Origin of the sequence: Pseudomonas sp. HN2 (genome assembly GCF_020736465.1) — a bacterium.
GTDB lineage: Bacteria > Pseudomonadota > Gammaproteobacteria > Pseudomonadales > Pseudomonadaceae > Aquipseudomonas > Aquipseudomonas moraviensis_A.
Window position 1 is genome coordinate 2640922 of sequence record NZ_CP085885.1, and the last position, 14256, is coordinate 2655177.

General features: G+C 58.1%; 12 protein-coding genes and 1 pseudogene. 10 read left to right on the top strand and 3 right to left on the bottom strand.

What is annotated here, in order from left to right; translation table 11 throughout:
* Positions 1 to 16: 16 nt before the first annotated feature.
* Positions 17 to 1063 (bottom strand): SDR family oxidoreductase, encoded by a 1047-nt coding sequence (locus tag LIS66_RS11650; RefSeq protein ID WP_227974321.1) that lies wholly within the window; start codon positions 1061 to 1063, stop codon positions 17 to 19.
* Positions 1064 to 1208: 145 nt separating this feature from the next.
* Between LIS66_RS11650 and LIS66_RS11655 the strand changes: the two genes are divergently transcribed.
* The 4 genes from LIS66_RS11655 (at position 1209) to LIS66_RS11670 (ending at position 4317) form a co-directional block, all read left to right on the top strand.
* Positions 1209 to 2141, top strand: coding sequence for a LysR family transcriptional regulator (locus LIS66_RS11655; protein ID WP_227974322.1), 933 nt, complete (start codon positions 1209 to 1211; stop codon positions 2139 to 2141).
* A 123-nt stretch (positions 2142 to 2264) separates the two neighbouring features.
* On the top strand, positions 2265 to 2795 hold the full coding sequence (locus tag LIS66_RS11660) for a PAAR domain-containing protein (RefSeq protein ID WP_227974323.1): 531 nt from the start codon (positions 2265 to 2267) through the stop codon (positions 2793 to 2795).
* Positions 2792 to 3685 (top strand): hypothetical protein, encoded by an 894-nt coding sequence (locus tag LIS66_RS11665; RefSeq protein ID WP_039758853.1) that lies wholly within the window; start codon positions 2792 to 2794, stop codon positions 3683 to 3685. Before LIS66_RS11660 ends, LIS66_RS11665 begins: the two co-directional genes overlap by 4 nt.
* Positions 3686 to 3711: 26 nt before the next feature.
* Entirely contained in the window at positions 3712 to 4317 is a 606-nt protein-coding gene (locus LIS66_RS11670) for a hypothetical protein (protein WP_052512500.1), read from the top strand.
* 581 nt (positions 4318 to 4898) lie between these two features.
* On the opposite strand, the gene LIS66_RS11675 is transcribed toward LIS66_RS11670, so the two are convergent.
* A complete protein-coding gene (locus tag LIS66_RS11675) occupies positions 4899 to 5411 on the bottom strand; it encodes a nuclear transport factor 2 family protein (protein WP_155400940.1) in 513 nt (170 codons plus the stop codon).
* A 268-nt stretch (positions 5412 to 5679) separates the two neighbouring features.
* On the opposite strand from LIS66_RS11675, the gene LIS66_RS11680 reads away from it, so the two are divergent.
* Positions 5680 to 6579, top strand: coding sequence for an AraC family transcriptional regulator (locus tag LIS66_RS11680; protein WP_227974324.1), 900 nt, complete (start codon positions 5680 to 5682; stop codon positions 6577 to 6579).
* Positions 6580 to 6657: 78 nt separating this feature from the next.
* On the opposite strand, the gene LIS66_RS11685 is transcribed toward LIS66_RS11680, so the two are convergent.
* A complete protein-coding gene (locus tag LIS66_RS11685) occupies positions 6658 to 7020 on the bottom strand; it encodes a DUF6124 family protein (RefSeq protein WP_042610252.1) in 363 nt (120 codons plus the stop codon).
* 534 nt (positions 7021 to 7554) lie between these two features.
* On the opposite strand from LIS66_RS11685, the gene LIS66_RS11690 reads away from it, so the two are divergent.
* The 5 genes and pseudogenes from LIS66_RS11690 (at position 7555) to LIS66_RS11710 (ending at position 14249) form a co-directional block, all read left to right on the top strand.
* Entirely contained in the window at positions 7555 to 8877 is a 1323-nt protein-coding gene (locus tag LIS66_RS11690; RefSeq protein WP_227974325.1) for an APC family permease, read from the top strand.
* A 151-nt stretch (positions 8878 to 9028) separates the two neighbouring features.
* Positions 9029 to 9655, top strand: a complete 627-nt coding sequence (locus tag LIS66_RS11695) for a TetR/AcrR family transcriptional regulator (RefSeq protein ID WP_227974326.1) — start codon at positions 9029 to 9031, stop codon at positions 9653 to 9655.
* A gap of 144 nt (positions 9656 to 9799) precedes the next feature.
* A pseudogene (locus tag LIS66_RS11700) lies at positions 9800 to 9953 on the top strand (transporter); the annotation flags it as partial.
* Between the two features lie 100 nt (positions 9954 to 10053).
* Entirely contained in the window at positions 10054 to 11163 is a 1110-nt protein-coding gene (locus LIS66_RS11705) for an efflux RND transporter periplasmic adaptor subunit (protein WP_227974327.1), read from the top strand.
* Positions 11160 to 14249, top strand: a complete 3090-nt coding sequence (locus tag LIS66_RS11710) for an efflux RND transporter permease subunit (protein WP_227974328.1) — start codon at positions 11160 to 11162, stop codon at positions 14247 to 14249. The genes LIS66_RS11705 and LIS66_RS11710 overlap by 4 nt, the downstream gene beginning before the upstream one ends.
* Positions 14250 to 14256: the final 7 nt, after the last annotated feature.

Genomic DNA, 14256 nt, shown 5'->3' on the forward strand with positions numbered 1-14256 from the left:
GGCCGTGCCGGCGCAGTCAGCGGTAAGTGACGCCGGTCAGTCGCTCGGAGAGTTGCCACAGTGTGTCCGAATTCGAGCGATCGGCAGCGGCCGGTGGCATCCTGGCAAAGCCCAGCGGCCCGCGCTTCTCGTTGTCTCCGGTGGGCCCATAGTAGGCGCCGCCGACGGCCTCCAGCGCCGTCGCCGCATACAACGTCGGCAGCGCGCCCTGCGCTGCGGAATGATACATGTCCCGCTCTACAGCCCATTGTTTGCCGAATTCACTGTCCAGGCCAGGCCCCCGGGCGATCAGCTCCGTCACGGCAACGCCGGGGTGAGCGGCGATGCTGCGTATCCCCCAACCGGCGGCATCGCTGCGCTGCTGCAGCTCGATACTCCACTTTAGAACCACCAGTTTCGATTGGCTGTAGCTGGCGAAAGGGTCGTAACTGCGCTCAGCCTGCAGGTCATCGAAGTTCAGGCTTGCGCGTCCGGCGGCGATGCTCGACAGGCTGACCACCCGAGCATCGTCGCTTTTGCGTAGCAGAGGCATCAGCAGGCCGGTCAAGGCGAAATGCCCCAGGTAATTGGTCGCCAGCTGCATCTCGTAGCCGTCGGCCGAAACGCCTCGAACAGGCGGCGACATGATCGCGGCATTGTTGATCAGCACGTCGAGCCTTGGCAGGCGCCCTTGCAGACGGTTGGCGAGGTCGCGCACCGATTGCAGATTGGCAAGATCCAGGGTTTCGAATTGCACGCGCGCCTCAGGCACGGCCTGTTTGATGTTGGCGATCGCTTCGCGGCCGCGCTCGGCGTTGCGTGCGGCGATGATCACCTCGGCACCGGCTCGTGCCAAGGCCAGCGCGTCCTCGTAGCCCATGCCGCTGGTCCCTCCGGTGACCAGTACGATGCGGCCTTTCTGGCTGGGCATGTCCTGGGTGGACCAGTCCGGCTTCGGCTCCGTTCGGGGAGTGGCCTCCGCAGCCAGTGTGCCGGTCAGCGCGGAAATGGCGAACAGCGTTCGGGCGGCCTTGAGGATGCGTTGGGTCGCGGTATTGCTCGGCGTAGCGGGTGAATGAATCATCGGGGAGTTCTCATTCGCGTCATAGATTCCCGGTTGGCGGGGCGAGTGAGCAGTATCGGTGTACGACTGCGCGAGGATAAGCCGGGCATTGGTGGATGGCCCGTACGGTATGGCGTACAGTCAGTTGCCTGCGGAGGAAGCGTCCATGCGTAAACCAAACCTTACCGATGTGTCGATATTTGCTGCGGTGGTCGAGGCGGGGGGATTTCGTGCTGCGGCGCAGAAGCGCGGTTTGTCCGCCTCGTCGCTGAGCGACTGCATGCGTCGGCTGGAAGGCGATCTGGGCGTGCGCCTGCTCAATCGAACCACCCGCAGCGTCACGCCAACGGCAGCCGGCGAGCGACTGCTCGAGCGCCTGCGCCCGGCCTTGCAAGAAATTGACGCCGCTTTCAACGATCTCGACGACGACGCTCAGCGCCCGGTCGGCACGCTGAAGCTCAACGTGCCAGTGCCGGTGGCACGCTTTCTGTTGCCCGACCTGCTGGCGCGTTTTCTGCGCCTTTATCCAGGGGTCAGTGTCGAAGTCGTCATAGATAACACCTTCGTCGACGTCAACGCTGGCGGGTATGACGCCGGCGTGCGCTATGAAGAGAGCCTGGCCAAGGACATGATCGCCGTACCCATCGGCCCTCGTCGCCAGCGCTTCGTTGCAGCGGCCGCCCCGCGCTATCTGGCTGAACGTGGGACACCCACTCACCCCGAAGAACTGCCAGGCCATGACCTGCTTGGTCATCGATTCGAGAGTGGAAAAGTGGGCGTATTCGAGTTCCATCGAGACGGCCGTACCGTGCGTATCCCGCCTCAGGGGCAACTGCTGACGTCGTCCCACGATTTGACAATTCGTTCGGCCATTAATGGGCTGGGCATCATCTATACCTTCGAGGATTTTCTGCGCGAGCCGCTCTCCGATGGTCGACTGGTGCCGATCCTCGAGGACTGGTGGCAGGCCTTCGACGGGCCGTTTGTTTACTACCACGGACGCCGTCATATGCCTTCGCCGCTGAGGGCGTTTGTGGATTTTTTGCGTGCTGAACAGCAGATTGCGGAGAGTTCAGGTGTCTTTAGCATCGTTTCGTAAGGCCAATCACCCCTCAATCGAACTCTGCATCACCCCCAATGCCCCAATCTGGGGTACATATGGTTGGCGACCCTTCTTTTATGCCAGAATTCCGCTGATTCTAATTTTACAAGGATGTTAAAGATGTCAGGCAAACCTGCCGCTCGCGTTACCGATCCTACTTCTTGCCCTCTGCCTGGTCATGGCGTTAATCCAATTGCCTCTGGGTCTCCAGACGTTTTCTTCGATGGGTTAGCTGCCGCTCGGCAAACTGATAAGAGCGCATGTGGCAGCCCTATCGTCGGAGATGTAGCGTCGACGGTGCTCATCAATGGATTACCTGCAGCAACCGTTGGTAGCACTGGCGCCCATGGGAATAACGTCATCGCTGGCTCCAGTACCGTAATAATTGGTAACTCGCATACTCCAGCGGATTTCACACCTCCTTCCGCAATGCCGCTTTGGGCACTGGTCTTCGATGAGCAGTTTCGTATCGTTGGTACTGATGGTCAGCCATTAGCTAACGTTCCCTACCACATCAAAGATGAGTCAGGAATGGTCTATACCGGGTTTTCAGATGAGTCAGGACGTACTCCGAGAATTGCTACGAGCAAACAAGAAACTCTGGAAATTACTACAGGAGTTGCGGCCCTTGAAAAGTGGGGTGAAGCATGACGGAGTTTTCTTGCAAAGTACCCACAAACAAGGAAGCCGGCTCGGTAAGTAACGTACCTGGCTATGCGATGCCGGCGAATATTCATCTTTTCGTCGCAGTCGATGAAATCGGAAAGGATGGATTTTTAGTTAGAAAAATTTACTCGTCTCCGGACAATCCTCATCTTGTTGCAAAAAATTTACCGGAATTCCAGATGAAACACGAAGTCTGGCCCGAAAAATATGGTATGCGCCCCGTCGCTCCGAACTCAAATGCCACCGTAGCAGAACACGTATTCAGCAGCAGGAAATATCCATCAAGCTATCTTTCAACAAGCTCCGAGTTTCCCGGTGGCTCTCCAAGGTTCGACGGAAAAGTTGTCTATATCGACATTGAGAAAGCGAAGGCGGCTGGGGCAAAGCTAGTTACGACGGAGGAAATCCTTAAGTCGTTAGAAGACTATAAAAAAGTAGCTCCGAAGAACTCGGCGAGAATCGACCAGATTGCTAGCTGGGTGAGAGATATCGACAAAGAAGTACTGGTGAAAGCAGAAAAAGTACCAGCTAATGCGATTTTCACACCAAGGTCTTATCAAGTGACCAATACGCTCATGAAGGGTGCAAGAGTCGTAAGGGTTTTCGCCATTGGATTTACTGCGTATGACCTAAAATTAGCCACAGAAGAATCAATTAAGCAGAAAAGCGTCAAACCTATTTCTGTCGAAGTGGTGAAACAAGCAGGCGGCTGGGGAGGCGCGATGGCCGGTGCAAGGATAGGGTTCGTTGCAGGTGCTGCGGTTGGTATAGAAACCGGGCCTGGTGCATTTGTAAGTGGTGCAATCGGTGGAATAATATTTGGCACTGCAGGGTACCTGGGCGCGACCTGGCTCGCTGACTACCTACAAGAGTGAAAAAGTATATGAGCTGGTTAGGTCGTATGAAAAACGTGTTCAAGACTACCCCCGAGGAGCAAATCATTGGTTATTCGGTTGTAGAGTTAAAATCTATATTTGGAATCACGGTCACTGAGGCTGTAGCAGGACATCGAAATTACCCTGTTTACTCAGCGTTGACTCCTGCAGGAATACAAGCCTATTACTCAAGTTTTGTCATCGACAAAGCTGAGGTAGCTGATCTTGAAAGCCTCATTAAAGAACGGTTCACACCTATCAATGAAAGAGTGTTCAATGGATTGGTCGTAACCCGCTTTCAACATCGACTGAGTGGTGAGCAGCTTATATTTTCTATTTCATATAAAGAATTCAATAGCGCTACGATTCGGCTGGTCACCAACAGTTCTGAGCTATTGTCCCTGTTAAGCGAAACAAAAATTGCGGCTCCTCCTCCGTGGTTGGTCTTCGATGGATACGAGGCGTCTTGGTGGGGAGGTGACATGCAGGGGGCACAAGGTTTTTACAACGACAACTATTTCTTTCCGTTTTTTTCATCGCTAAGTCCAGCAGAAAGAACCGCTTATTACGCAAGATATTCCGCATCTGAGGAGTGGATCAGGAGCCTAGAGTTGACTCTGGATCTCGAATAGCGATAGCTATAGCTCTGCTTCGGTCAAAAGTAGGGCACAGTTCGATGGCTGCTTTCGGCCAAAAGCGGTCATCCTCCACCGTTAGGTGTCGACCCATTGCGGCCATTCACAGGAGCCACCAGAATCGGAGGACTGTTGGTGGTGAGGTGACGCATAGTGAGGATTGAAGTATCAGAAGAAGCCGACTGGAAGCTTTTCGAGGACGTGGCCCGGGTTATCGAGCAAGGGCTGGGCGGTTGCTGGAAAGAGAGGCTCGATGGCCTGGGCCAGCGCTATTGGGATCTGTTGGTGGGTGAACACACGCTTACCCTACACCTTGAACACTATTTAGGCATTTCAGTGGTCATTCCCGATAGCGCAGATGACATCGCTCGAAGAGTATGTGCGTTGCTTAAGCAGCCTCCTTGCGGGTAAGCCCGCTCTAACAAAGATCCCAGCTGATTTAGAAGGCAGCTGTGAGTCGATTTCTGCCTGTAGCTACCGTCAGCTTCTGGCCGAAACCCGACATTCGGTAGCTGGCCCCTGCGTATATCTTGTAGCTTCTTGCGGGCAAATACTTCAGTCGCTCTTGGCGGGCTTATTTATTCACCATCGCCTGCTTTAAGCGGAATTCGCCTGATAACGTCGTCATAAGGCACCAAGTCGAGAAAGGCATTGACTTCGACTGCCCGCATATTTCGCATGCGCATAATCCATACGTAGCTGTTGCGATAAGGCGCGCCGTCGGCTGCGGTGGCGCTGCCGTCCCAGTACACGATGACGTCATCGCCTTCAGCCCAGATATCCGTCACCGTCGGGCGAACGGGCGAGGCAAGCCGTTTTGCGAAGGGTTGGACTGCGCGTTTCAGGAAGTCATCTCGGCCCCGATAAGTACCCGCCGAAGGGCTCGTCCCCTTGATTGTCCAGATCACATCGGGAGCCAGGACATCTGTGAAGAACGTCCGGCCGCCCTGAGCCCACTGGTTGAACGCTTGCGCGATGAATTGGCGATTGCGTTCCGTAGTCGGTTCGCTGGCCACGGCGGGCGCCGGCCCTGCAATGAAAGTGGAGAGGACTAGTGCTACCGCTGTAGCGAGGCGTTGAATAATCGTCATTTCCTGTGTTCCTTAATCTGTCCGATGAGCCCCGCCGAGTTCGATGGGCCGTTGTTGTCATCTGTAAGCCGCTAGTTGCGTTCCCCGACGCCGTTGTTCTATATGGGTCTTTCGCGAAGAGTCGTCGGCGCGGGACACTAACCTCCGGGCTTCATCTGAAGTGTGGCTTACGAGCGGAGGAGGGCTGTTGCAGGATCGTCCTGATTTCTTGCTTGATTATCCGATACCAGTTGTTTAACCGCCGCATGCCCTCGTTTTGGAGTTGCGTTTGAATTCCCTTTCCAAGCTTGTCGATATCGTTGGTCGTCACGCTCAGAGTGATGGCATTCACAGCACCGCGATTCCGGGTGTCAGCTTGATTCGCTCGGCTTCGCCCACGATGCCTATGCCGGTGGTGTACGAGCCGACGCTTTGCCTTGTGGCTCAGGGACGAAAACAGGCGATGCTGGGTACTACCGCTTATGTTTACGATCCGGCCAAGTACCTGATTGCATCGGTAGACCTTCCGGTGATGGGCTCGGTCATCGAGGCGAATGAGGCTGTTCCTTATCTGTGCCTGGCGCTGGATCTTGATACGACTGTGTTGAGCGAACTCGCGCTGCGCCATCCGCTACGAGAAGAGAGCGTCAGTGCGCCTCCCGCAGGCATCGTGCTCAACGATACGACTCCAGAACTGCTCGATGCCGCGGTTCGGCTGGCCGGGCTGCTCGACAGGCCTCGGGATATCGAAGCGCTCGCTCCGCTGGTGATTCGCGAAATTCTTTATCGCCTTCTAACCGAAAACGGCAACAGCATCATCAGGCAGATGGCGCAGGCAGGCAGCCGCTTGAACCAGATCGCCAAGGCCATTGCCTGGTTACGCAGCCATTACAACGAAGCGTGCCGGATAGATGACCTCGTCGGTATCGCCGGGATGAGCCGTTCCTCGTTTCATGCGCATTTCAAAGCGATTACCTCAATGAGCCCGCTGGAATTTCGTAACCAGTTGCGGCTACAGGAAGCCCGGCGGCTGATGGTCACCGAAGCGGTCGACGCCGCAGAGGCAGGATATACAGTCGGTTATGAAAGTCCCTCGCAGTTCAGCCGAGACTACGCCCGCCTGTTCGGTATGCCGCCGGCGAAGGACGCCTGGCGGCTGCGCAGGGCGGTCGAGGTGTCGAGCGGATGACCGGGCGACGGTTGCCCTGCTGGCTAAAGCAGTTGGCGTCCGGAGACGTGGTCCATAGCCGTCACAGGGCGGTATCGATTAATCCACCGGCACGACGTTATCCAACGCCTGATTAACTGCCAGCTCGCCGAGCATGACGACCTGCGCGATACCTTGCAGTGTCTTGCGAGCAGATCCTTCAACCATCCCAATCACATCACTCAACATCACCGAAGCCGAGCCCAGCGATTCGCTGGCGTTGACCAGCAATTCTTCGGTCGCGGTTTTCGGGTTGGCGAGGAACATGCTGCTGGTTTGGTAGGGCGTGGTTTTGAGGGTGTCGGTGGGTTTGAGGTAGTGGTCGAGGGCGCGGTCGGCGGCTTCGTGGAGTTTTTTTGAGTCGAGGGATTCGTAGGGGGAGGTTGGGTCCGACTGTGGCGGGTTAGGCGTTACTTTGAACATGGTGAAGCTCCATATGTGACCAAGGGAGCCATCACTCTCGCTACCAAACGAAGGGTGGTGGCCATACGAAGGTTGGTAGACCGGCCCACATGGAAAAACCGGCGCGCTCGAAAACGCCCTGCGCATGGCCACCATAAAACCGATGCGAAAGCATCTGCAGACGGTGACGTTATGCGCCATGTGGAAAGCGGGCTACCAAACCCGATCACTGCTTTTCAGTGACCGGCCAACGATAGAACCACGGCCCGAGGCGCACAAGCCGGCGGATTCTGGCGTAGTCGTAGGCAATGGCGCAAGGCGTTGTAGCTTGCTGGCATGGTCTGGATATCGCTTTTAAACGAGGTGTTTAGGAAATTGGGTTTGGCTGATGTTGTGTGTTGACTGGGCTGGAGTCTTCGCGAGCAGGCTCACTCCTACAGGGGAGGCACTTTGTACTCTGCGGTTCATCCCATCACAGATTTTGAACTTTGCTTTCGGCGCCATTTCCATTGTTTGAGGTGACAACCACCAGCTCCTCCACATCTGAACCAAGGAATGACCGTGACGGCTCCCACTGATAAAACTTCTCTGCGCCGGGCTATCACTTTCCCGATGCTGTTTCTGTTTATTCTCGGCGATGTACTCGGCGCGGGGGTTTATGCCCTCGCCGGAACGATCGCAGGGGAGGTGGGCGGCGCGATTTGGGTGCCGCTGCTGATTGCGCTGTTCTTCGCCATGTTGACGGCGGGTTCCTACGCGGAGCTGGTGACCAAATATCCCCACGCCGGCGCGGCTTCGGTGTTCGCTGAAAAGGCGTTCAAATCGCCGCTCATTTCCTTCCTCGTCGGTTTTTGCATGCTGGCCGCGGCGGTCACCAGCGCTGCGGGTTTGTCGCTGGCGTTTGCCGGTGATTACTTGAACGCCTTCGTCGACGTATCGCCGCAGGTTGCCGCGCTGGTGTTTCTTCTGGCTATCGGCCTTCTCAATGCGCGGGGGATCAAGGAGTCGCTTGGGGCGAACCTGGTGATGACCGTGATTGAGCTGTCCGGGCTGCTTCTGGTGATCGTCGCTGCTGTCTGGTATTTCCGCACAGGCGAGGCGGATCTGGGACGGACGCTTACGTTCAAACCGGGCGTTAGTCCCATGCTGGCAGTTCTGGGTGCGGCATTGCTCGCGTTCTACTCCTTCGTGGGTTTCGAAACTTCGGCCAATCTGGCCGAGGAAATCAAGGACGTGCGCAAGGTCTACCCGCGCGCCTTGTTCGCGGCTTTGATTACGGCTGGCGTGGTTTACATGGCAGTGGGTGTGGCGGCTTCTTCGGTGTTGCCTACCGAGAAACTGGTGGCGACGTCGGCGCCTTTGCTTGAAGTTGTCCGCACGTCGACCCTCGCAATCCCGCCGGCGCTGTTCTCTTTCATTGCGCTGATCGCTGTGGCCAACGGTGCGCTGTTAACCATGATCATGGCCAGTCGATTGACGTATGGCATGGCCAATCTGGGTCTGTTGCCGGGGGTTTTGGGGGCGGTGCTGCCTGAACGAAAAACTCCTTGGGCGGCCATTGTCGCAACCACCCTGGTGGCAATTGCGCTGACGCTCACGGGCACTTTGGCAACGCTGGCAGAGACGGTGGTTTTACTGTTGCTGTTCGTGTTTCTGAGTACCAATGTGGCGGTGCTCGTGCTTCGTCGCGACAGGGTCGAGGAGGATCACTTTCGCGTGCCGACCTTCGTTCCGGTGCTTGCGATCGTGTCGTGTCTGGTGTTGCTCAGTCAGCAGGGCTGGGAGACGTGGTTGCGGGCGGGGGCGTTGATCATTGTCGGGATGTTGCTGCATGGCTGTTCTCGTATCAGGTTGTCTGCGATCAGTAAGGCCGGTTAGCGTCGCGGTTCTTGGCAGGTGATGGGCAGGAGAATTGGTGTCGTTTGGGCGGGCGTATTCGCGAGCAGGCTCGCTCCCACAGTGGATGGGTGGTGATATTAAGAATATGCAACACGTTGTCAGTCGGCGGGCGGGTGAGTAAGCTGCCGACATGAATCAGACCTCCGTTTCCCCATCCTTCCCCGGCCCGCGTGGGCCAGTCGATCACGACATTCGTGATCAGATTGTCGCGGCGGCCAACGAGCATTTCAGCCAGTACGGCTACGCCAAAACCACGGTATCCGATCTGGCCAAGACCATCGGTTTCTCCAAGGCGTACATCTATAAATTCTTCGATTCCAAGCAGGCAATTGGCGAGGCCATCTGCGCGAACTGTCTGGCGCAAATCGTTGCGGCGGTCGAGCAGGCGATCAACGAAGCCGACCTGACGCCCACCGAGCGCTTCCGCCGTTTGGTGAAAACTGTGATTGCTACGGGCGTGAACCTGTTCTTCAACGATCGCAAGCTTTACGACATCGCAGCCTTTGCCGCCGGCGAAAACTGGCCGAGTGCGCAGCGTTACGATGCGCAGATCAAGCGCTTTATCACCGACATTGTCCGTGAAGGGCGCGAGGTCGGTGAGTTCGAGCGCAGGACGCCGCTGGATGAAACCGTAGAATCGATCCACTTGGCCCTGCGGCCCTTCGTCAATCCACTCATGCTGCAACACAACCTCGATTTCATCGAAGTGGCGCCCACGCTGACTTCGAACCTCATCTTGCGCAGCTTGATGCCTTGACCGTCTGCTGATCCGAGGAGTCGGATCAGTCGCCCCAACCCAATCCTGTTCCTGACGAAACGACATTGCCGCTGTTCTGGGTATGACTGTTGACTGGTACGGTCACTAGGACTACATGGCCGCCGCAGTTTGGTTATTTCAGTGCTGCGTACCGGGTTCCCGGTTGATCAGTCTCCGACCAACAACACCAATCGCTTACCGCGTATTCAACGACACCTCGGTAGGCAAAGGTTCGTACAAGGCCAAATACGTGAACAGCGCCAGCGGCCTCGGCACTTCTGTCAGCTACCGCTTCTGATTCAACGCTGAAAATCGGGCCGGCGACTCAGTGACCGTTGACGATACTGGTCACAAGACTGAGAATATGATGATCATCCTATTTTCAGTAAAGGAATTCCATGCGCCGGCTCCGACCTTTCCCCCTCGCGGTATGTTTGTTGCCCTTGGCCCTGACGGCGTGTGGTGATTCTTCCAGCGCAAAAGACCCGCGTACCCTGGCGCCCTTGGTGAGGTCGGCTGCGGTGCAACTTGCAGAGGACGGCTCCCGATCATTCACCGGTGTCGTGGCGGCGCGAGTGCAGGGCGACTTGGGCTTTCGCGTCTCGGGCAAGGTGCTTGAGCGTCTGGTTGATACCGGCCAGACGGTCAAGCGCGGGCAGCCACTGATGCGTCTTGACCCGATCGACCTCGGCCTGCAGGCGCGAGCGCAGCAAGAAGCGGTGAGCGCCGCTCGCGCCCGGGCAAATCAGACAGCCGGTGACGAAGCGCGCAATCGCCGGCTCGTCGCCGCCGGCGCCATTTCGGCATCGGCCTACGATCAGTTCAAAGCCGCCGCTGACACCGCCAGGGCGCAACTCAATGCCGCTGTCGCGCAGGCGGACGTTGCGCGCAACGCTTCCGGTTACGCGGTGCTGGTGGCGGACGCTGATGGCGTGGTGGTGGAAACCCTTGTGGAACCGGGGCAAGTCGTCAGCCCCGGCGAACCGGTGGTGCGACTGGCGCGCGCCGGTCAGCGTGAAGCCATCGTTCATCTGCCCGAAACCTTGCGCCCCGCAGCAGGCTCAACCGCTCAGGCAAAACTGTATGGCGATACGTCGGCTGCCGTCAGTGCAAAACTGCGTCTGCTTTCCGACTCCGCCGACCGCGCCACTCGCACCTTTGAAGCGCGCTATGTGCTTGAAGGCAAACTGGCCGATGCGCCGATCGGCTCGACGGTCACCATTGAAATCCCGCAAAGTTCTGCGGCAAAACAGGCGCTGAAGGTGCCCATGGCCGCAATCTACAACCCGGGCAAAGGCCCCGGCGTTTGGGTGATCGCAGGCACACCGGCGAAAGTCTCCTGGCGACCGGTCGAGGTGCTCGGATTGAGTGACGATTCGGCGCGCATCGCTGGCGAACTCCAAATCGGTGAGCCGATTGTCGCGCTGGGTGCGCATCTGCTGCGCGATGGCGAAGAAGTGCGATTGCTTGCCCGCGACGATGGCCAGGTTGCCGGGAGCCGTCCATGAGCGAGGGCCGGTTCAACCTTTCCGCGATCGCCGTTCGCCAACGGGCGATCACGGTGTTTCTGATTTTTCTGATTGCCGTCGCCGGTGTCCTGTCGTTCTTCAAGTTGGGCCGGGCGGAAGATCCGCCGTTCACGGTCAAGCAGCTAACGGTGATTACCGCGTGGCCGGGGGCGACCGCGCAGGAGATGCAGGACCAGGTCGCCGAACCCCTGGAAAAGCGTTTGCAGGAATTGAAGTGGTACGACCGCACGGAAACCTACACGCGCCCGGGGCTTGCATTTACCGTGGTGTCGTTGCTCGACAGCACACCGCCGGGGCAGGTGCAGGAAGAGTTTTATCAGGCACGGAAGAAACTCGACGACGAAGCAATCAGGCTGCCGGCGGGTGTCATCGGGCCGATGGTCAACGACGAGTTTTCCGACGTGACCTTCGCGCTGTTCGCCTTGAAAGCCAAGGGCGAGCCGCAGCGCTTGCTGGTGCGCGACGCAGAGACATTACGCCAGCGCCTGTTGCATGTGCCGGGGGTGAAAAAGGTCAACATCATCGGCGAGCAGGCCGAGCGGATATTCGTTTCGTTTTCCCATGATCGGTTGGCGACACTGGGTTTGTCGCCGCAGGACATCTTCGCCGCGCTGAACAATCAGAACGTCCTGACCCCCGCCGGATCGGTCGAAACCAAAGGGCCGGAGGTTTTTCTGCGCGTCGATGGCGCGTTCGATACGTTGCAGAAAATCCGTGACACGCCTGTGGTTGCGCAGCAGCGAACCCTCAAGCTATCTGATGTCGCGACGGTCGAGCGTGGCTACGAAGACCCGGCAACCTTTCTGGTGCGCAACAATGGCGAGGAAGCGTTATTGCTCGGCGTGATCATGCGCGAGGGCTGGAACGGTCTCGATCTGGGCAAGGCGCTGGATGCCGAAACGATCAGGATCAACGAGGAAATGCCCTTGGGCATGTCCCTCTCCAAAGTCACCGATCAGGCAGTGAATATCGACTCGGCCGTCGGCGAGTTCATGGTCAAGTTCTTTGTCGCGCTGCTGGTGGTCATGCTCGTGTGTTTTCTCAGCATGGGCTGGCGTGTCGGCGTGGTAGTCGCAGCGGCGGTGCCGTTGACCCTGGCGATCGTGTTTGTGGTGATGGCAGCCACCGGCAAGAACTTCGACCGGATTACCTTGGGTTCATTGATCCTGGCGCTGGGGCTGCTGGTCGACGACGCGATCATCGCCATTGAAATGATGGTGGTGAAAATGGAGGAGGGCTACGACCGCATCAAGGCCTCGGCTTATGCCTGGAGCCATACCGCAGCGCCGATGCTCGCCGGTACGCTGGTCACGGCGATAGGTTTTTTGCCAAACGGGTTCGCCCAGTCCACGGCGGGCGAGTACACCAGCAACATGTTCTGGATTGTCGGCATCGCGCTCATTGCGTCGTGGGTCGTCGCCGTGGCTTTCACGCCGTACTTGGGCGTGAAGCTGTTGCCGGACATCAAGAAAGTCGAAGGCGGGCATGCGGCAATCTACGACACGCCGCGCTACAACCGCTTCCGGCGGATTCTGACGTGGGTGATTACGCGCAAATGGCTGGTGGCCGGTGCGGTGGTCGCGCTGTTTGCTGTTGCGATCCCAGGCATGGGGCTGGTGAAGAAGCAGTTCTTTCCAACCTCGGACCGCCCCGAAGTGATGATCGAAGTGCAGATGCCTTACGGCACGTCCATCGAGCAGACCAGCGCGGCGGCTGCCAAAGTCGAAGCCTGGCTGCAAAAGCAGGAAGAGGCCAAAATCGTCACGGCCTATATCGGCCAGGGCGCGCCACGGTTTTTCCTGGCGATGGCGCCGGAGTTGCCGGATCCATCGTTCGCCAAAATCGTCGTGCTCACCGACAGCCAGGAAGCCCGCGAAACTCTCAAGTTGCGATTGCGCGAAGCCGTCGCTGAAGGGCTTGCTCCAGAGGCACGCGTTCGGGCCACGCAAATCGTGTTCGGCCCGTACTCGCCATTCCCGGTGGCCTATCGCGTGATGGGGCCTGAACCGGCGAAGCTGCGCGACATCGCCGAGCAGGTCAGGGCGGTGATGCAGGACAGCCCGATGATGAGAACCGTCAACACGGACTGGGGGCCACTGACGCCGACGCTGCACTTCAACCTGAATCAGGATCGCTTGCAGGCGGTGGGGCTGACGTCCAGCGCGGTGGCCCAGCAGTTGCAATTTCTTCTGAGCGGCGTGCCGATCACGGCGGTTCGCGAGGACATCCGTTCAGTCCAGGTCGTCGGCCGTGCGGCGGGCAATATCCGCCTCGACCCGGCACAGATTGAAGGCTTCACCCTGGTCGGCGCGGCGGGGCAGCGCATCCCGTTGTCGCAGATCGGCCAGGTCGAAGTGCGCATGGAAGATCCGATCCTGCGCCGCCGTGATCGCACGCCGACCATCACCGTGCGTGGCGACATCGCCGAAGGTTTGCAGCCACCGGACGTCTCCGGCGCGATCATCCAGCAGTTGCAGCCGATCATCGAAAACCTGCCATCCGGTTACCGGATTGAACAGGCGGGCGCCATCGAAGAATCCGGCAAGGCTGGCAAGGCGATTCTGCCGTTGCTGCCAATCATGATCGCCATGACGTTGCTGATCATCATCGTGCAGGTGCGTTCGATCTCGGCGATGATCATGGTCTTCCTCACCTCGCCGTTAGGCTTGATCGGTGTCGTCCCGACGCTGCTGATCTTCAATCAGCCGTTCGGCATCAACGCGCTGGTCGGGTTGATTGCGCTGTCGGGGATTCTGATGCGCAACACGCTGATCCTGATCGGGCAAATTCATCACAACGAGCAGGAAGGCCTGGCGCCGTTCCATGCCGTGGTCGAAGCGACAGTGCAACGGGCGCGGCCGGTGTTGTTGACCGCGCTGGCAGCCATTCTCGCGTTCATTCCGCTGACCCACTCGGTGTTCTGGGGCACGCTGGCGTACACGCTGATCGGCGGCACGTTTGTTGGCACCATCATTACGTTGGTGTTTTTGCCAGCGATGTATGCGATCTGGTTCAGGATTCGGGCTGAGAACAACCAGCAGGCTGCAACGGTGAGATCAGCCTGAAGCGAAG